This is a genomic window from Streptococcus oralis SK304 (assembly GCF_000287715.1).
In the GTDB taxonomy this organism is placed as follows: domain Bacteria; phylum Bacillota; class Bacilli; order Lactobacillales; family Streptococcaceae; genus Streptococcus; species Streptococcus oralis_Y.
In genome coordinates this window covers 216,037-233,446 of the sequence record NZ_ALJN01000006.1, presented here as the reverse complement: position 1 = coordinate 233,446, position 17,410 = coordinate 216,037, and the positions used below count along the sequence as shown (strand labels likewise).

The following is a 17,410-nucleotide window of genomic DNA, read 5'->3' as shown; positions in this document are numbered from 1 at the left end:
CAGAAGGAGCTTAATTAGTTGACTGGTACGATATTTCCATCTTCGTCTTTGGTAACGAGGACGTATTTTCCATCGACTTCGATGTAAAAATTCTTGCTGGCAGTTTGTCCAGTGTTTTGAGCAGGTGCTTGATTTTGGACTTGTTGGCTTAGTTGACCACCGAGAGTTTGGCCAAGATTCATGCCCATAAACATGTTCATCCCATTGCCATTTCCTTCGTTGGCAGCTGCAGCAATAAGGGCTTCGTTACGAGCACGGCGTTCTTCGATTTCAATCGTGTTGTACTTCATTGCCACGAGCTCACTATCAAGCTTGCGAACGATATCAAGACTTTCTTGATCGTAGCTGAGGTCTTCAAGCAAGATATTAGTTGCTTCAATTCCGTAGAGGCCTGTCCAAACCTTGTTGACCTCTTGTTTAGCGAGTTCGTTAAAGGTATCTTGGTTGGCATTGAGGCTATAGATATCAACCTTGTTTTCGTTGGTATATTTGGCGATGGCAATCGCAATTTTTGGTGCGATATTTTGACGGAGCGTTCCTTGAGCTACATCTTGGATAGTAAATGGCTGTCCGTCAGTAATTTGACGGCTAACAGAACTCACGTAGAAGAGGACTGGATCTGCTATTTTTACATCAAACAAGCCATAGAAACGGATGTTGAGCAGTTGTTGGTAACGTTCGCTGAAGTATTCGACCGCATTTTGTGTGCCGAACTTATTGCCCGCGATGGGTTGCATGCGGATAAAGATAATTTCCTGTTGGGTGATGACTTGTCCACCAAAAGAGAAACGGTTTTTAAAGTTTTCCCAAGTGCCTTTTAAACCACCTTTTTCAAGGAGCCAGGCGTTATCACCAGCTTGCCATTCGTGGCTACCAGCTTCGAGAACTTCACCAAGGAAGGTACCGTTGTTTACCAAAACAGCGCTATAGCCTTGAGGAACGATAACTATACTGCCATCTGACAAGAGGCCTGTATTTTGATTGCTGTGACGAGAACGTCCATCTGGGTCTTTTGTGAGCAATTGCCCCTTGATGGCCAGGGCGTCGCCAGAGACATTATCTGGAAGGACAATGGCTTCCTTGAATTTACTATCATTAAAACTATTTAAGCCTGCTGATAAGGCTGCACGTATAAATCCCATAATTCCTCCTAATTATAAAGCTCGTCTTCATCCACAACATCATAGGTATCGAGTACCCATTGGTTTGGACTGCGAGAGAGATTGGCACCACAGTAGTCGCATTCGCTAACCGCAGAGATTTTCAATGGGGCGCCACAGTTTGGACAGTGGTCGCTCACAACTTGGTCTGGATTGACTGCTTGCGTTTGGCTACCGTGTTGACGGATAAAGTTCAATTGATACACGGTGAAGAGATCTTTTTCAGGGTCTCCTTCAATGACACGGCGAGTCTCATCGTCAATGACATAGTCTCGTAAAATTGATGATAGAATCACCACTAAGGTATCGTTTCCATCAGGATTTTCAATAAACTCCTTGATGCGAACATTTTCGATACAAACTTTCTCTAAAACATTGGTTGTTTTAGCACGAATATGGTCTTCGAGTTGGGCACTGTGTTGGGAGTAGAGACTGGTACTTTCTAAAGCGCGGACAGAGTTCCAATTTTTCTCAGTCCAGGCAACCTGCAATTTAAGGTAGACTTCCTTAACCCAAGATGTGAAAGCTTCCGCGTCAAAGTTTGGATCCCCGTATTTCACAAGACTAATGGCCCGTGTGTTGTGTTCAACTCGACGATGGAGCGTTTGAGAATCATTACTAGTGTCTGTTGAACTTGAATCTTCTGAGTTATTCTTCGAGGCTTTAAAGATACTAACTAGGAAAACTCCTGCGACAATCAGGAATACCAATCCCATTTCGAATGAGTTGGTAGAGCTACTAGAGGATGATCCATATCCAGAGCGGTAGTAGTGGTATGATGATCCGCCAGAACGACTTCCACCTCCACTTGAGCGGCTACTACTGCGGCTGCTCCCTCCACTTCTGGAATGTCCGACACCCGCATCAACGATTTGAGGCACGGATAGAAAAATAAGTAATAAACAGGTCATTAAAAGAGCATAAAACTTTTTCATGTGTCTCCTAACTATATGATTGGAAAGGTAGAATTCTGAATTCGAATGATTATTAAACTATTTAATAACCTTTAAAAATCATCTAAGATATACTAGGCGTTATTTACTAGCATTTAGCTTCTTTATGGAATGGCGTTCGATGAGCCATCCCACAATCCATCCTATTGCTAGCAAGTAATTTTCAAAAGCACCGATAGCATTTACAGGAGAGTGATACTCCATATAATTGAGTAAGTGATTTGTTCCTATTCCAATTCCGCCAATAATGAGAGCAAGAAGTGCGATTCGTAGATAGAACCAATCGTATTTAATATTGACAGCGAGAATAATAATCAATACAGCTAAATTCCATATTCCAATTTCTCGTTGCCGACCAGCAGATATTCCGTACCCGGAGTGGCTTCCCATGTACGATGGAAAGAAAATTTGTAGTATAGAAGCGCCTAACATAGCGATGATGACTAAGACAAATAGCAATCGTAAAAATTTGTTCATTTATTCTCCTTGTCTCATTCTCGTTTTAAAAGTAGAAAAAAGTGTATAAAGAGTAAATTACTCACTTTCTTTCAACTTCGCCAATTCCTGTGCAAGCAGTTTAAGGGCAACTTGTGGATTGGCTTGCCCTTTGGTTGCCTTCATAAGGAATCCTGTGAAGGCCTTGTCTGCGTTGCGTTTGCCTGACTTGAAGTCGGCAACGGCAGCTTCGTTATCCGCAAAGACTTGGTGGATGATTGGAATCAGAACATCTGGATCTGAGATTTGCACCAAGCCTGCTTTTTCCACGTATTCACGCGCGCCACCACCATTTTTAGCCAGATGGACAAAGACTTTCTTGGCAATCTTAGAAGAGATCGTGCCGTCTTCGATGATGGCAATCATTTCTACTAAGTTTTCTGGTGTCAATTCGATTTGTTCCAGTGTTTTGCCTTCAGCATTCAAGAACTGAGCGACTTCACCTTGGAGCCAGTTAGAGACTTGTTTGGCATCGCCACCGAGGGCAACAGCTTTTTCAAAGAAGTCAGAAGTGACTTTGTTTGCAGTCAACTGGCTAGCATCGTAGTCTGACAAGCCAAGATCAGATACGTAGCGAGCACGGCGTTCTTTTGGAAACTCTGGCAATTCTGTACGCATTTCCTCAATCCACTCATCTGAGATTTCAAAGAGAGGTAGGTCTGGTTCTGGGAAGTAGCGGTAGTCTGCAGCACCTTCTTTGACACGCATGAGGATGGTTGCCTTGTTGGCTTCATCGTAACGACGTGTTTCTTGGCGAATTTGACCACCTGAGCGAAGGATTTCAGCTTGGCGTTGGACTTCGTATTCAAGCCCCTTACGGACGTTAGAGAAGGAGTTGAGGTTTTTCAACTCAGTCTTGGTACCGAATTTCTCTTGACCATAAGGACGAAGGGAGATATTGGCATCCACACGCATGGAACCTTCTTCCATCTTAACGTCTGAAATGCCAGCGTACTGGATGACTTCCTTGAGGGCAGTAAGGTATGCATAGGCTTCTTCTGGCGAACGCATGTCCGCTTCAGATACAATCTCAATCAATGGCACCCCTTGGCGGTTGAGGTCAACATAAGAGTAACCATCTGTACCGTGGGTGTTTTTACCAGCGTCTTCTTCTAGGTGAGCACGTTCGATACCGATTTTCTTGGTTGTACCATCTTCTAACTCCACTTCAATCCATCCGTTGTAACCGATTGGTTCATCAAACTGAGAAATTTGGTAGGCTTTAGGATTATCAGGATAGAAGTAGTTCTTGCGGTCAAAGTGCATGTGCTTGTGGATGTCCATGTTGAGGGCAAGAGCTGCCTTGATACCAGCATCGACAACCCCTTTATTGAGAACTGGCAGAACTCCTGGGAAGGACCAGTCAATCACGTTGGTGTTGGCATTTTGGTCATTTCCAAAGTGGGCAGAAGTTGGTGAGAAGATTTTTGAATTGGTGTTGAGCTCTACGTGGACTTCAAGTCCAATGACTGTTTCAAAGTTCATTAGTTGTCACCTCCAAAAATCACGGGTTGTTGTTTGTGGTAGTCTGTTGTTGCTTCAAAGGCAGCAGCAGCTTGGTAAATGGTCTCCTCAGAGTATTTAGGACCAATCAATTGCAGACCAACAGGTAGACCTTGAGAGAATCCAGCAGGAATCGAAATTCCTGGTAGACCTGCCAAGTTGACTGGGATGGTCAAAAGGTCAGCCAAGTACATGGCAACTGGGTCATGGTTGAGTGAGTCCAAGTCATAAGCAACACTTGGAGCAGTTGGTCCCAAAATCAGGTCATAATCCGCAAAGACGTTTTCGAAATCTTGGATGATGAGGGTACGGACCTGACCAGCTTTCTTATAGTAGGCATCGTAGTAACCTGATGAAAGGCTGAAAGTACCTAGCATGATACGGCGTTTCACTTCTTCACCGAAACCTTGGCTACGGCTATTTACATAGATTTCATCAAGGTTGCTTGCATCTTCTGCACGATAACCGTAACGGATACCGTCAAAGCGTTGCAAGTTTGATGAGGCTTCTGATGAAGCGATAATATAGTAAACGGCAACACCGTATTTAGAATGAGGAAGGCTGACTTCTTCAACGATAGCACCAAGTTTTTCAAAGTGTTTGGCTGCGTTAAGAATTGTTTCCTTAACTTCTGGGTTAATTCCTTCACCAAAGTATTCCTTAGGCAAAGCAATTTTCATGCCCTTGATGTCTAGGCCAATTTTTGAAGTAAAGTCGGCAATACGGACAGGAGCAGAAGTAGAGTCTTTGGCGTCTTCACTAGCAATAGCGTTGAGTAAGAAGGCATTTTCCTTAACAGTTGGTGCAAAAGGTCCAATCTGGTCTAATGAGCTACCGAAGGCAATGAGACCGAAACGTGAAACTGTTCCGTAGGTTGGTTTGAGACCAACAATCCCGTTGAAGGCAGCAGGTTGGCGGATAGAACCACCAGTATCAGAACCAAGTGACAAACGAACTTGTCCTGAAGCTACAGAAGCCGCAGAACCGCTTGATGATCCACCAGGAACCTTGCTATGGTCCCAAGCATTTTTAGTGGCACCATAGTGTGAAGTCTCACCAGAACCACCCATGGCAAATTCGTCCATGTTGGTTTTTCCGACGACAATCATGCCCTTGGCTTTGGCATTGGCAACGGCTGTCGCATCAAAGATAGGCTCGTAGTTGTAAAGCATTTTTGAGGCTGCAGTTGTGAGGATACTGTCTGTAGAGATATTATCCTTAACAGCCAGTGGAATTCCTGAAAGAACATTGTCCACGTCAATTCTAGCTTCATCAATAGCCTTAGCTTGAGCAAGGGCTTGTTCTTCAGCGATAGTGACAAAAGCATTGATAGCTGTTTCTCGAGATTTAATATCTTCAAGCGTTGCTTGTGTCAATTCAGTTGCAGAAATTTCCTTAGAGACAAGGAGGTTGTGCAAGTCTTCAATAGTTTTGTTATTAAAAGTCATTAGGCATCTCCTCCATCATCTAAGATAGCTGGTACCTTGATATAGTAGTTTTCTTTTTCAGGTACGTTTTTAAACAAGCGATCACGGTCTGTTCCTTCTTCGGCCACATCAGGTCGGAGTACGGTCTTACGGTCAGCCATGGTCGTAGTAGGTGCGACACCAGTTGTGTCGACTTCGCCCAGCAATTCAACCATATCAACAATCTTAGACAAGGTTGTTGCAAAGGCAGCAGTTTCTTCTTCAGAGAATCTTAATTTTGAAAGATTGGCAACGTGTGTTACCTCTTCTTGCGTAATTTTCATCTTGCATCCTTTCGTGAAATGATGATTTTTAGTCTGTTCTATTTTACCATATTTTCCTATAAATAAGGGAGCCAAACTGAAAAGAAATAGAAATTGAAAAATCGCTTTTAATTCGCTATAATGGTTAAACTAGAGAATAGAGAAAATAAGAGTTAGGATAAAAATATGTTCCATCAATTTATCACCAGATCTCAGACGGTTCCTCCTCCTATTCCACTCTTTTGGTATGGGGCTATGATGCTTCTTTTAGTGCTTTGTATTTATGGAGCACTTGCTTATCACCAAAATCCGAAATTTGTCCGCTTGTTTAAGTGGATTCAGATTCTCCAGTTGCTAGCCCTATATAGTTGGTATGTTGGTTTTGGGATTCCATTTTCTAATAGCCTTCCATTTTATCATTGTCGTTTGGCTATGTTTGCGGTGGTTTTTTTGCCTGATAAATGGCGGAGCAAGCAATATTTTGCCCTCTTAGGAGCAAGTGGAGCGGTCTTTGCTTTGGTTTACCCCGTTTTTGACCCCTATGATTTTCCTCATATTACCAGTTTTTCATTTTTGATTGGCCACTATGCCCTTTTGGTGAATTCCTTGGTTTACTTGATGAATCACTATGATAAGACCTTGCTCAAGAAATATATGATTGTAGCCTATACCTTTATCCTCAATCTCTTTCTAGTTGGGGTTAATCAGGTGACGGGTGGAAATTATGGTCTCTTAAGAGATACACCGTTTATCTCGAATGCTCCTCTATGGCTAAAGTACCTCCTTGTGTCGGCCATCCTTTCACTGGCTCTTGTTCTCTTTGATATCTTGTTCAAGAAACGGTGGGAAAATAGAAATCAGGTAAAATCTATACTCTAGCTTACCTTTTCATCAGATGAGCAATTGAAAAACTCCCCAAAATCCGATATAATGGAGAGTTGAAAGGAATGGTAAAATCCAATGTAAACATCATTCTTAGCTACTGAAACAACTAAAAATAGAGAATCAAAGAAAGAGAACTTATGACTATTCAAGAAGAAATCAAGAAACGCCGTACCTTTGCCATCATCTCCCACCCGGACGCGGGGAAGACAACCATCACTGAGCAGTTGCTCTACTTTGGGGGCGAGATTCGTGAGGCTGGTACCGTAAAAGGGAAGAAAACAGGGACTTTTGCAAAGTCTGACTGGATGGATATTGAGAAACAACGTGGTATTTCGGTCACGTCATCTGTTATGCAGTTTGACTATGATGGTAAGCGCGTGAACATCCTAGACACACCAGGGCACGAGGACTTCTCAGAAGATACTTATCGTACCTTGATGGCGGTGGATGCTGCGGTCATGGTCGTCGACTCTGCCAAGGGTATCGAGGCCCAAACCAAGAAATTGTTTGAGGTTGTGAAGCACCGTGGCATTCCAGTCTTTACCTTTATGAACAAGCTGGACCGTGATGGCCGTGAACCACTAGATCTCTTGCAAGAACTAGAAGAAGTCCTAGGTATTGCAAGTTATCCAATGAACTGGCCAATCGGGATGGGGAAAGCTTTTGAGGGCTTGTATGACCTCTATAACCAACGTTTAGAGCTCTATAAAGGGGATGAGCGTTTTGCTAGTCTAGAAGAAGGTGACCAGCTTTTTGGCAGCAATCCTTTCTACGCTCAGGTTAAGGACGACATCGAACTTTTGCAAGAAGCGGGAAATGAATTTTCAGAAGAAGCTATTTTAGCGGGTGAATTAACACCAGTCTTCTTTGGTTCAGCCTTGACAAACTTTGGGGTGCAGACCTTCCTTGAAACCTTCCTTAAGTTTGCTCCAGAACCACATGGGCACAAGAAAACAGATGGCGAAATTGTGGATCCTTATGACAAGGATTTCTCAGGATTCGTTTTTAAAATCCAAGCCAACATGGATCCTCGTCACCGTGACCGTATTGCCTTTGTCCGTATCGTATCGGGCGAATTTGAGCGTGGGATGAGTGTTAACCTTCCTCGTACTGGGAAGACTGCCAAGCTTTCTAATGTCACCCAGTTTATGGCGGAAAGTCGTGAGAATGTGACCAATGCCGTGGCAGGTGATATTATCGGGGTTTACGATACTGGTACTTATCAGGTTGGGGATACCTTGACAGTTGGAAAAAATAAGTTTGAATTTGAACCACTGCCAACCTTTACCCCTGAGATTTTCATGAAAGTTTCTGCTAAGAACGTTATGAAACAAAAATCTTTCCACAAAGGGATTGAGCAATTGGTGCAAGAAGGAGCCATTCAGCTTTATAAGAATTACCAAACTGGCGAGTACATGCTAGGGGCTGTGGGACAACTCCAGTTTGAAGTCTTTAAGCACCGCATGGAAGGCGAGTACAATGCAGAAGTAGTCATGAGCCCAATGGGTAAAAAGACCGTTCGTTGGATCAAGCCTGAGGACTTGGATGAACGGATGTCCTCAAGCCGCAATATTTTGGCCAAGGACCGCTTCGACCAACCAGTCTTCCTCTTTGAAAATGACTTTGCCCTCCGCTGGTTTGCGGACAAGTATCCAGATGTAGAGTTGGAAGAAAAAATGTAACTCAGCACCAACAATTGGAACTAAAGTTCCTAATTGTTGGACGCTAGTCGCTATTTGGCGAACTAGCTAACTGCCTTACTAACTACGTTTGGCAAATAGAATCGATTTGCCAAACTCCGTGTCGTAGTGTAAAATCGGCTTACCGAAACGCTTCACTAGGAAAAGTCCACGAATCAATACCGTTCGTGGACTTTTTCCCTAATAGATAGGCAAAAGATTTTTCTAATTACTCTCTAAATTCTGCATAGAATAAGGTAGGCTGGACTAATCTCTGCACAGTAAAGATAATTGGAGTTAAGGGAAAACAAGAACCTCAGAAGTGTTCACCTTTTGTGAATTCTCTGAGGTTCTTTGCGTTTTAGTTTCCATATTTCTGGTAAAAATCGACCTTAACCTGGATAAAGGTTTCGGCTTCGCGTAGTAGCTGCAGGAGGGTGGCACGGGTTTCAAACTCCTCACGTGTTTTAGGGAGACTCCGATTGCGGAAGACTTGCAGATAGCGTTCGATGTCATCAAGTAGGTCATGAGCAGGATTGGTCTGACTTAGCTGGGCAGCAATCTTTGAAAAGAGCTGGGCCAAGATCAAACTCTCACTGGCGGCTAGGTGACAGGTATTGATCTGCTGGGCCATATTTCGCAGGATGCGACTTTGTCTCTGCCTCATCTCAAAGTAGTGGATGTGGTAGTCCGTCTGGTGAAAGAGATGATCCGAGTGATCCAGGTAGACCAGTTTGAGAGCTTCATCGAGGAGGTTGTCTAATTGGTCAACGAGTTGGGCTTGATTGCGTCCGTCTCCTCTTGACAGATAGTATTTAAAGCGAAGCAGGATGTCTTTTAACTTTTCTTCGACCTGAAGGTGGTAGCTTTGAATGGCTTTCTCACGAGAGGGCATGTAAAGGTTGACCAACAGAGCAAAGCTTGTCCCGATGAGAAAGAGAAGCACTTCATTGAGCAAGAGTTCTGAAGAAGTAGACTCCTGTACCAAGAGATGACCGACCAAGACACTGCTAGGGGTGATGCCGATTTCCCAACCCATTTTATAGGCTAGAGGCACATAGAGAGCCAGATAGAGGCCTAGACTCCAGATGTGAAAGCCCGTAAGCTGAAAGGCTAGAACGCCGATAGCGAGCGCTAGGAGCATGGAGAAGAGGCGGTTACGTGCTAATTTCAGTGTGCTTCGGCGCGTGTCAGAAAGGCTTAAGAGGGCGATAATACCAGCTGAAACAGCTGAAGATAAATCCAAAAAATAAGCGAGAAAACAAGCGAGACAGGTCGCTAAGATCAGTTTTGTCGTACGTTGGGTGATAGACATGAGAATTTCCTAAACTAATAGAATCGAGTGTTTAACGAGGAATCAGGTACTAGGGCCGAGGTTTTCGGTTTGTAGCATACTCGGCAACCGCTGTAAAGAGAACATCTGTAGAAGAGTTCAGGGCTGTTTCGCAGGAGTCTTGAACAACTCCGATCACAAAACCGACTCCGACAACCTGCATAGCCAAGTCGTTGGAAATCCCAAAGAGGCTACAAGCGACAGGAATGAGGAGAAGCGATCCCCCAGCAATTCCAGATGCCCCGCAGGCAGAAATGGCAGCTACTACACTGAGCACAAATGCTGTCCCAAAGTCTACCGAGATTCCGAGTGTATTGACAGCAGCCAGGGTCAGGACATTTATGGTAACGGCAGCGCCAGCCATATTGATGGTCGACCCAAGCGGGATGGAAACAGAGTAGGTGTCAGGATTCAGTCCCAGGTCTTGGCAAAGTTTCATATTGACCGGGATATTGGCAGCAGAGCTACGAGTGAAAAAGGCTGTAATACCACTGACACGTAGACATTTCAAAACAAGGGGATAGGGATTTTTCCTCATAAAAAGAAAGGCGATGAGTGGGTTGACGATGAGAGCAACAAAAGCCATGGTAGCAATCAAAAGTCCTAGGAGGACACCATAGTTTGCCAGACTGGCGATGCCCTTGTCTGAGATGGTCTTGAACACCAAGCCTAAAATTCCAAAGGGAGCTAGGTTGATAATCCATTCCACGATTTTAGAGGTGACATCCGCCATGGTTTTCAGTAATTCTTTACTGTGTTTACTTGCCTCTCTCATAGCCAGACCAAAGACGACTGCCCAAGAGAGAATCCCGATATAGTTGGCTTCAACAATGGCATTCAAGGGATTGTCCACCAGTTTGAGCAAGAGGTTGCTGAGAACTTGACCGATACCGTCAGGAGCAGCAACTTCTGTATTTGCACTGGTCAGAGTGATTTGTACAGGCAGTAAGAAACTAGCTAGAACGGCTACCAATGCAGCAGCAAAGGTTCCGAGCAAGTATAGGAAAATAACAGTCTTCATATTGGTATTTTGTCCCTTTTGATGTTGGGAAAGGGCATTAGCAACAAGGGCAAAAACCAAAATAGGAGCGATGGCTTTCAGTCCACCTACAAAGAGGTCTCCAAGCAGAACAATTCCTGTAAGGTTTGGAAAGAGCATCCCTAATGTCGCTCCCAAAATCATTCCAATAAGGATTCGTTTGATGAGGCTGGCCTTGGTCCAGGCTCTAATGATTCGTTTCATAGCAGTCTCCTTCAAAATGTATTGTTTATAATTATAGTATAAATATGCTATAGAGGCAAGTGATATTTTGAAAATAGGAACAATAATTGAATAATTATGAAAGAAAAGAGAAGGACGATTTTATGGTATAATAGGAAAAAGGAGTTTTATATGCAAGATTTTTTTCAACGCTATTTTGATAAACTTGATTTAACAACCATATTAGAGAATCTCTTGACCAAGGTGATTTCTCTTTTGATTTTGTTTTTACTATTTTATATAGCTAAAAAGATGCTTCACGCTACTGTCCGAAAGATTGTCAAGCCCTCACTTAAATTTTCAAATCGAGATGCAGGAAGACAAAAGACCATTTCGCGTTTGCTGGAGAATGTCTTTAACTACATTCTTTATTTCTTTTTAATCTACTGCATCCTGTCTATTTTGGGCTTGCCAGTTTCCAGCCTCCTTGCTGGGGCAGGGATTGCTGGGGTAGCCATTGGTATGGGGGCGCAAGGCTTTCTATCCGATGTCATTAATGGCTTCTTCATCCTTTTTGAACGCCAGCTTGATGTGGGTGATGAAGTGGTCCTCACAAATGGACCGATTACCGTCTCTGGAAAGGTCGTTAGCGTAGGAATCCGTACAACACAACTGCGAGGTGATGATCAAGCTCTTCACTTTGTTCCTAACCGCAATATTACCGTTGTTAGTAATTTATCCCGTACTGAATAGTCCGACTATTTTAGCAGATTTGTGGTACAATAGAAGGAGTTTGGTAAAGGAGAGAGTATGCTATTTGTAGAGAAAAAATTAGGTCACGATCGTACTTGGATAGACCTTGATGTGGACAAGATTAAAAATATGGAAGATCTTTCTGACATCTATGGATTGGACAAGGAAACCATCGAGTATGCTCTGGATAGAAATGAACGAGCCCACATGGATTATAACCGTGAAACGGAGACGGTAACCTTCATTTATAATGTTCTTGATTTAGAAAAAGACAAAGAATATTATGAAGCGATTCCGATGACCTTTATCGTTGAAAAACAACGGCTGATTACCATCAGCAATCACAAGAATACTTATGTGATTAAACGCATGGCAACCTACCTTGAAAGCCATGAAATTATTTCAATCTACAAATTTCTTTTTGCCAGTTTAGAGATTATTAGCAATGCTTACTATCCAGTTATTGAAGAGATGGATAAAAGTAAGGATGAAATCAGTGCACTTCTTCGTCAAAAAACAACTAAAAAAAATCTTTTCGCCCTCTCTGACTTGGAAACTGGTATGGTTTACCTGACAGCAGCTGCCAAACAAAATCGTCTCCTCTTGGAACACATCCAAGGGCATGCTCTTTATCGTAATCTTAATGAGGTAGAAAGAGAGCAGTTTGACGATGCTATGATTGAAGCCCATCAGTTGGTTTCAATGACAGATTTGATATCTCAAGTCTTGCAACAACTCTCAGCCTCTTACAACAACATCCTAAATAATAATCTAAATGATAATTTGACAACTTTGACAATTATCTCAGTCTTGCTAGCTATCCTTGCGGTTATTACAGGATTCTTCGGAATGAATGTTCCCTTACCGTTTACAGATGAACCAAATGCTTGGATTTATATTTTGATAGCTAGTCTCATTTTATGGGCAGTCTTAGCTCAATGTTTAAAGAAAATTGCTAGAAATTAAAAAAAGGAGCCAGAATGGCGATTGAAAACTATATGCCAGATTTTGCTGTGGAAGTAGTTTATGATCTGACAGTCCCAAGCCTGCAAGCGCAGGGGATCAAGGCTGTTTTGGTCGATCTGGACAATACCCTCATTGCTTGGAACAACCCTGATGGGACGCCAGAGATGAAGCAATGGCTACATGACCTTCGGGACGCGGGCATTCGCATCATCGTAGTCTCAAATAATACCAAAAAACGGGTTCAACGTGCAGTTGAGAAATTTGGGATTGATTACGTTTATTGGGCCTTGAAGCCTTTCACATTTGGGATTGACCGTGCCATGAAGGAATTCCACTATGAGAAAAATGAAGTGGTCATGGTTGGTGACCAGCTCATGACAGATATTCGGGCAGCGCATCGTGCAGGTATTCGCTCAATTTTGGTCAAACCCTTGGTCCAACATGACTCTATCAAAACGCAAATCAACCGGGCTCGCGAGCGCCGTGTCATGAAGCAAATTACTGAAAAGTACGGACCGATTACATATAAAAAAGGAATCTAACTATGGAAGAAATTCTCTGTATTGGTTGTGGAGCAACCATTCAGACGACAGACAAGGCTGGTCTTGGATTTACTCCCCAGTCGGCACTTGAAAAAGGTTTGGAGACTGGCGAAGTCTATTGTCAACGCTGTTTCCGTCTCCGCCATTACAATGAAATCACAGATGTCCAGTTGACGGACGATGATTTTCTCAAACTCTTGCACGAGGTGGGAGACAGTGATGCCTTGGTGGTCAATGTCATTGATATCTTTGACTTTAATGGCTCTGTCATCCCAGGCTTGCCACGTTTTGTATCGGGCAATGATGTCCTCTTGGTCGGAAATAAAAAAGATATTCTGCCCAAGTCAGTTAAACCGAGCAAGATTAGCCAGTGGCTCATGGAGCATGCCCACGAAGAAGGACTTCGTCCAGTGGATGTCGTCCTGACTTCGGCTCAGAATAAGCATGCCATTAAGGAAGTCATTGACAAGATTGAACACTACCGTAAGGGACGCGATGTCTATGTGGTCGGTGTGACTAACGTTGGAAAATCAACTCTAATCAATGCCATTATTCAAGAAATAACGGGTGATCAGAATGTCATCACGACTTCACGCTTTCCAGGGACAACCTTGGACAAGATTGAGATTCCACTTGATGATGGATCTTATATCTACGATACACCGGGGATTATCCACCGACACCAGATGGCCCACTACTTGACGGCTAAAAACCTCAAGTATGTCAGCCCTAAAAAGGAAATCAAGCCAAAAACCTATCAACTCAATCCTGAACAAACCCTGTTTTTAGGTGGTCTTGGACGCTTTGACTTCATATCAGGAGAAAAGCAAGGATTCACAGCTTTCTTTGACAATGAACTTAAACTCCACCGTACCAAGCTAGAAGGCGCTAGTGCTTTCTATGACAAGCACGTCGGAACCCTTCTAACACCACCAAATAGCAAGGAAAAAGAAGATTTCCCAAAACTAGTCCAGCATGTCTTTACCATCAAGGACAAGACAGACCTAGTCATTTCAGGCCTAGGCTGGATCCGCGTAACAGGCACCGCCAAAGTCGCCGTCTGGGCACCAGAAGGCGTCGCCGTCGTCACACGAAAAGCAATCATTTAAACACAGAAAGGAAAGGGTTATCTTTATAAAGGCGAGCATTGCGAGCCCATAGAAGATACTTTTCGCCGTGGTGTCAGTTGGTACAAGGAATTGTACCAACTGCGGAAAATTAGAGACCTTAGGCTCAAATTTTAGTCATGAAAGTCCGCAGGACTTTGCTGACGTCCATCACCACTTCAGAAAAGTATTAAAAGAAACTCTTTTAAAGAAATTATGTCATTAACATCGAAACAACGTGCCTTCCTCAACAGCCAGGCACACACCCTCAAACCTATCATCCAAATCGGAAAAAATGGACTCAACGACCAAATCAAAACCAGCGTACGTCAAGCTCTTGACGCCCGTGAATTGATCAAGGTTACGCTCTTGCAAAACACAGATGAAAACATCCATGAAGTAGCTGAAATCTTGGAAGAAGAAATTGGTGTAGATACTGTCCAAAAAATCGGACGCATCTTGATCTTGTTTAAGCAATCCAGCAAGAAAGAAAATCGCAAGATTTCTAAAAAAGTCAAAGAAATCTAAAACCTACTCCAAACAACTGTTTTTACAGAGAATTAAAGGAAGACGAGCCTATGGCAATCGAATTATTGACTCCCTTTACCAAGGTAGAGTTGGAGCCAGAAATCAAGGAGAAAAAACGCAAACAAGTCGGGATTCTAGGAGGGAATTTTAATCCCGTTCACAATGCCCATCTAATCGTTGCTGACCAAGTACGGCAACAGTTGGGACTGGATCAAGTCTTGCTCATGCCCGAATACCAACCTCCTCACGTGGATAAAAAAGAAACTATCCCTGAGCACCATCGTCTCAAGATGCTTGAATTGGCAATAGAGGGGATTGAAGGTCTCGCCATTGAAACCATTGAGCTAGAGCGCAAGGGCATTTCCTACACCTATGACACCATGAAGATTTTGACCGATCAACATCCAGACACGGATTATTATTTCATTATAGGGGCTGATATGGTGGACTATCTGCCTAAATGGTACCGAATTGATGAGCTGGTCGACATGGTTCAGTTTGTTGGAGTTCAGCGCCCGCGCTACAAGGCAGGGACTTCCTATCCAGTTATATGGGTGGATGTTCCTCTCATGGACATCTCCTCCAGCATGGTGCGTGACTTCATTGCCCAAGGTCGGAAGCCTAACTTTCTCCTACCTCAGCCAGTGCTAGACTACATCGAGAAGGAGGGGCTTTACTGATGGCATACCAAGACTATATCAACTGTTCCCGAGAGGCTTTGTTGGAAAGAATGGCAGAGCTTCTACCTGAAAAACGTTTAACCCATTGTTTGGGAGTGGAGCGTGCAGCCATAGAGCTGGCGAAGCGATTTGGAGTCGATGTTGAGAAAGCTGGTCTAGCAGGCCTTCTTCATGATTATGCAAAAAAGCTGTCAGATCAGGAATTTCTAGACTTGATTGACCGTTACCAATTAGACCCTGACCTTAAAAACTGGGGTAATAATGTCTGGCATGGCATGGTTGGTATCTACAAGATTCAGGAAGATTTGGATTTACATGATCCTGAAATCCTGCGAGCTATTGAAATTCATACAGTTGGGGCTGGTCAGATGAGCGACCTAGATAAAGTTGTCTACGTCGCAGACTATATCGAGCACAATCGTGCCTTTCCAGGAGTGGATGTGGCGCGTGAAATTGCAAGTTTGTCGCTCAATAAGGCAGTGGCTTATGAGACAGCTCGTACCGTGGAGCATTTAGCTTATCAGGGATTTCCCATCTATCCCCAAACCCTTGAAACCTATAACGCCTTTGTGCACTATTTGAAAGAGGACTAAATGAACGAAAAAGAATTACTAGAACTAGTCGTGAAAGCGGCTGATGAGAAACGTGCGGAGGATATCCTTGCACTTGATGTACAAGATTTGACCAGTGTGACGGACTACTTTGTCATCACTAGCTCGATGAATAGCCGTCAGTTGGACGCTATCGCAGATAATATCCGTGAAAAAGTAGCGGAAGCAGGCTTTAAAGGCAACCATGTTGAAGGTGATGCAGCAGGAGGCTGGGTTTTGCTAGACCTCGGTGGTGTCGTTGTGCATATCTTCTCAGAAGAAATGCGTGCCCACTATAACCTAGAAAAACTGTGGCATGAGGCGGAGTCTGTAGATATTTCTGAAGCCTTGGCCTAGTAGATGAACTCAGTTGCAGTCAACTGGGTTTATTTGCTTATTTTAGAAAAAAATGGATAGAAAGGTGAGGGCGTCGTGTTTTGTTCATCTCGAAACTGAACACGAGCTAAAAGCTACGAGAAAAAGAGTAACTTCCTTTGTATTTGACGATATAGCAGAAAGTTTCCTATTTTCTCCTTGCTTTTAACGCTCTTTGTATCTTAATTATGGCGACATATGAAACTTTTGCGGCTGTTTACGATGCTGTGATGGACGATAGTTTATACGATAAATGGACGGATTTTTCTCTACGTCATTTGCCTAAGACCAAGGATAGAAAGAAACTCTTGGAATTGGCTTGTGGGACAGGTATCCAGTCTGTGCGCTTTTCTCAAGCAGGCTTTGATGTGACGGGGCTTGACTTGAGCGCAGATATGCTGAAGATTGCGGAGAAAAGAGCTACTTCAGCCAAGCAAAAGATTGATTTTATAGAGGGCAATATGCTGGATTTGTCCAAGGCTGGTCAATACGACTTTGTTACGTGTTACTCGGACTCTATCTGCTATATGCAGGATGAGGTGGAGGTAGGAGACGTCTTTAAGGAAGTCTATAATGCCCTCAATGAAGACGGAGTTTTTATCTTTGATGTGCATTCAACTTACCAGACAGATGAAGTTTTTCCAGGCTATTCCTACCATGAAAATGCGGAAGATTTTGCCATGCTTTGGGACACCTATGAGGACGAAGCTCCTCACTCCATCGTGCATGAGTTGACTTTCTTTGTCAAGGAAGCGGACGGTTCCTTTAGTCGCCACGATGAGGTACATGAGGAGCGGACCTATGAGGTCTTGACCTATGATATTTTGCTGGAACAGGCCGGTTTCAAGTCTTTCAAACTCTATGCGGACTTTGAGGACAAGGAACCAACAGAAATTAGCACCCGTTGGTTTTTTGTCGCGCAGAAGTAGGAG

19 protein-coding genes are annotated in these 17,410 nt (G+C 43.5%); 11 read left to right on the top strand and 8 right to left on the bottom strand.

What is annotated here, in order from left to right; genetic code table 11:
* Positions 1 to 14: 14 nt before the first annotated feature.
* From HMPREF1125_RS04380 to gatC, 6 genes are all read right to left on the bottom strand, one after another.
* Positions 15 to 1,142 (bottom strand): SPFH domain-containing protein, encoded by a 1,128-nt coding sequence (locus HMPREF1125_RS04380; RefSeq protein WP_000505811.1) that lies wholly within the window; start codon positions 1,140 to 1,142, stop codon positions 15 to 17.
* A gap of 8 nt (positions 1,143 to 1,150) precedes the next feature.
* Positions 1,151 to 2,095 carry a zinc-ribbon domain-containing transport protein gene (locus HMPREF1125_RS04375; protein ID WP_000715059.1) on the bottom strand — a complete coding sequence of 315 codons (945 nt, stop codon included), beginning with the start codon at positions 2,093 to 2,095 and terminating at the stop codon, positions 1,151 to 1,153.
* 99 nt (positions 2,096 to 2,194) lie between these two features.
* Complete coding sequence (locus HMPREF1125_RS0102150; RefSeq protein ID WP_001031997.1) at positions 2,195 to 2,590, bottom strand: hypothetical protein; 396 nt, start codon at positions 2,588 to 2,590, stop codon at positions 2,195 to 2,197.
* A gap of 57 nt (positions 2,591 to 2,647) precedes the next feature.
* Positions 2,648 to 4,093, bottom strand: coding sequence for an Asp-tRNA(Asn)/Glu-tRNA(Gln) amidotransferase subunit GatB (gene gatB, locus HMPREF1125_RS04370; protein ID WP_001008635.1), 1,446 nt, complete (start codon positions 4,091 to 4,093; stop codon positions 2,648 to 2,650).
* Positions 4,093 to 5,559: an Asp-tRNA(Asn)/Glu-tRNA(Gln) amidotransferase subunit GatA gene (gatA, locus tag HMPREF1125_RS04365; protein ID WP_000143711.1), complete on the bottom strand. Its 1,467-nt coding sequence runs from the start codon at positions 5,557 to 5,559 to the stop codon at positions 4,093 to 4,095. The genes gatB and gatA overlap by 1 nt, the downstream gene beginning before the upstream one ends.
* The gene (gene gatC, locus HMPREF1125_RS04360; protein ID WP_000705420.1) at positions 5,559 to 5,861 is read right to left on the bottom strand and encodes an Asp-tRNA(Asn)/Glu-tRNA(Gln) amidotransferase subunit GatC; all 303 of its coding nucleotides are present in this window, start codon (positions 5,859 to 5,861) and stop codon (positions 5,559 to 5,561) included. The genes gatA and gatC overlap by 1 nt, the downstream gene beginning before the upstream one ends.
* Positions 5,862 to 6,026: 165 nt before the next feature.
* Between gatC and HMPREF1125_RS04355 the strand changes: the two genes are divergently transcribed.
* Both HMPREF1125_RS04355 and HMPREF1125_RS04350 read left to right on the top strand, forming a co-directional pair.
* Complete coding sequence (locus HMPREF1125_RS04355; RefSeq protein WP_000468948.1) at positions 6,027 to 6,719, top strand: TIGR02206 family membrane protein; 693 nt, start codon at positions 6,027 to 6,029, stop codon at positions 6,717 to 6,719.
* A 143-nt stretch (positions 6,720 to 6,862) separates the two neighbouring features.
* Complete coding sequence (locus tag HMPREF1125_RS04350; protein ID WP_000155108.1) at positions 6,863 to 8,407, top strand: peptide chain release factor 3; 1,545 nt, start codon at positions 6,863 to 6,865, stop codon at positions 8,405 to 8,407.
* Positions 8,408 to 8,765: 358 nt separating this feature from the next.
* Here the strand turns inward: HMPREF1125_RS04350 and HMPREF1125_RS04345 are convergent, their stop codons facing one another.
* Both HMPREF1125_RS04345 and sstT read right to left on the bottom strand, forming a co-directional pair.
* Positions 8,766 to 9,719 (bottom strand): aromatic acid exporter family protein, encoded by a 954-nt coding sequence (locus HMPREF1125_RS04345; protein WP_000029016.1) that lies wholly within the window; start codon positions 9,717 to 9,719, stop codon positions 8,766 to 8,768.
* Between the two features lie 49 nt (positions 9,720 to 9,768).
* A complete protein-coding gene (sstT, locus tag HMPREF1125_RS04340) occupies positions 9,769 to 10,980 on the bottom strand; it encodes a serine/threonine transporter SstT (protein ID WP_000821330.1) in 1,212 nt (403 codons plus the stop codon).
* A gap of 150 nt (positions 10,981 to 11,130) precedes the next feature.
* Here sstT and HMPREF1125_RS04335 point away from each other — a divergent pair, with 150 nt between their 5' ends.
* The 9 genes from HMPREF1125_RS04335 (at position 11,131) to HMPREF1125_RS04295 (ending at position 17,407) form a co-directional block, all read left to right on the top strand.
* A complete protein-coding gene (locus HMPREF1125_RS04335) occupies positions 11,131 to 11,691 on the top strand; it encodes a mechanosensitive ion channel family protein (protein WP_001150568.1) in 561 nt (186 codons plus the stop codon).
* 57 nt (positions 11,692 to 11,748) lie between these two features.
* A complete protein-coding gene (locus HMPREF1125_RS04330; RefSeq protein WP_000899718.1) occupies positions 11,749 to 12,657 on the top strand; it encodes a magnesium transporter CorA family protein in 909 nt (302 codons plus the stop codon).
* 14 nt (positions 12,658 to 12,671) lie between these two features.
* Complete coding sequence (locus HMPREF1125_RS04325; protein ID WP_000963751.1) at positions 12,672 to 13,199, top strand: YqeG family HAD IIIA-type phosphatase; 528 nt, start codon at positions 12,672 to 12,674, stop codon at positions 13,197 to 13,199.
* Between the two features lie 2 nt (positions 13,200 to 13,201).
* Positions 13,202 to 14,308, top strand: coding sequence for a ribosome biogenesis GTPase YqeH (gene yqeH / locus HMPREF1125_RS04320; RefSeq protein WP_000391198.1), 1,107 nt, complete (start codon positions 13,202 to 13,204; stop codon positions 14,306 to 14,308).
* A 213-nt stretch (positions 14,309 to 14,521) separates the two neighbouring features.
* Positions 14,522 to 14,833, top strand: coding sequence for a ribosome assembly RNA-binding protein YhbY (yhbY, locus tag HMPREF1125_RS04315; RefSeq protein WP_000060169.1), 312 nt, complete (start codon positions 14,522 to 14,524; stop codon positions 14,831 to 14,833).
* A gap of 50 nt (positions 14,834 to 14,883) precedes the next feature.
* Positions 14,884 to 15,513, top strand: coding sequence for a nicotinate-nucleotide adenylyltransferase (locus tag HMPREF1125_RS04310; RefSeq protein ID WP_000963704.1), 630 nt, complete (start codon positions 14,884 to 14,886; stop codon positions 15,511 to 15,513).
* Positions 15,513 to 16,106: a bis(5'-nucleosyl)-tetraphosphatase (symmetrical) YqeK gene (yqeK, locus tag HMPREF1125_RS04305; protein ID WP_000331236.1), complete on the top strand. Its 594-nt coding sequence runs from the start codon at positions 15,513 to 15,515 to the stop codon at positions 16,104 to 16,106. The genes HMPREF1125_RS04310 and yqeK overlap by 1 nt, the downstream gene beginning before the upstream one ends.
* Positions 16,107 to 16,460 carry a ribosome silencing factor gene (gene rsfS, locus HMPREF1125_RS04300; RefSeq protein WP_001003003.1) on the top strand — a complete coding sequence of 118 codons (354 nt, stop codon included), beginning with the start codon at positions 16,107 to 16,109 and terminating at the stop codon, positions 16,458 to 16,460.
* Between the two features lie 206 nt (positions 16,461 to 16,666).
* Entirely contained in the window at positions 16,667 to 17,407 is a 741-nt protein-coding gene (locus HMPREF1125_RS04295) for a class I SAM-dependent DNA methyltransferase (protein ID WP_000257054.1), read from the top strand.
* Positions 17,408 to 17,410: the final 3 nt, after the last annotated feature.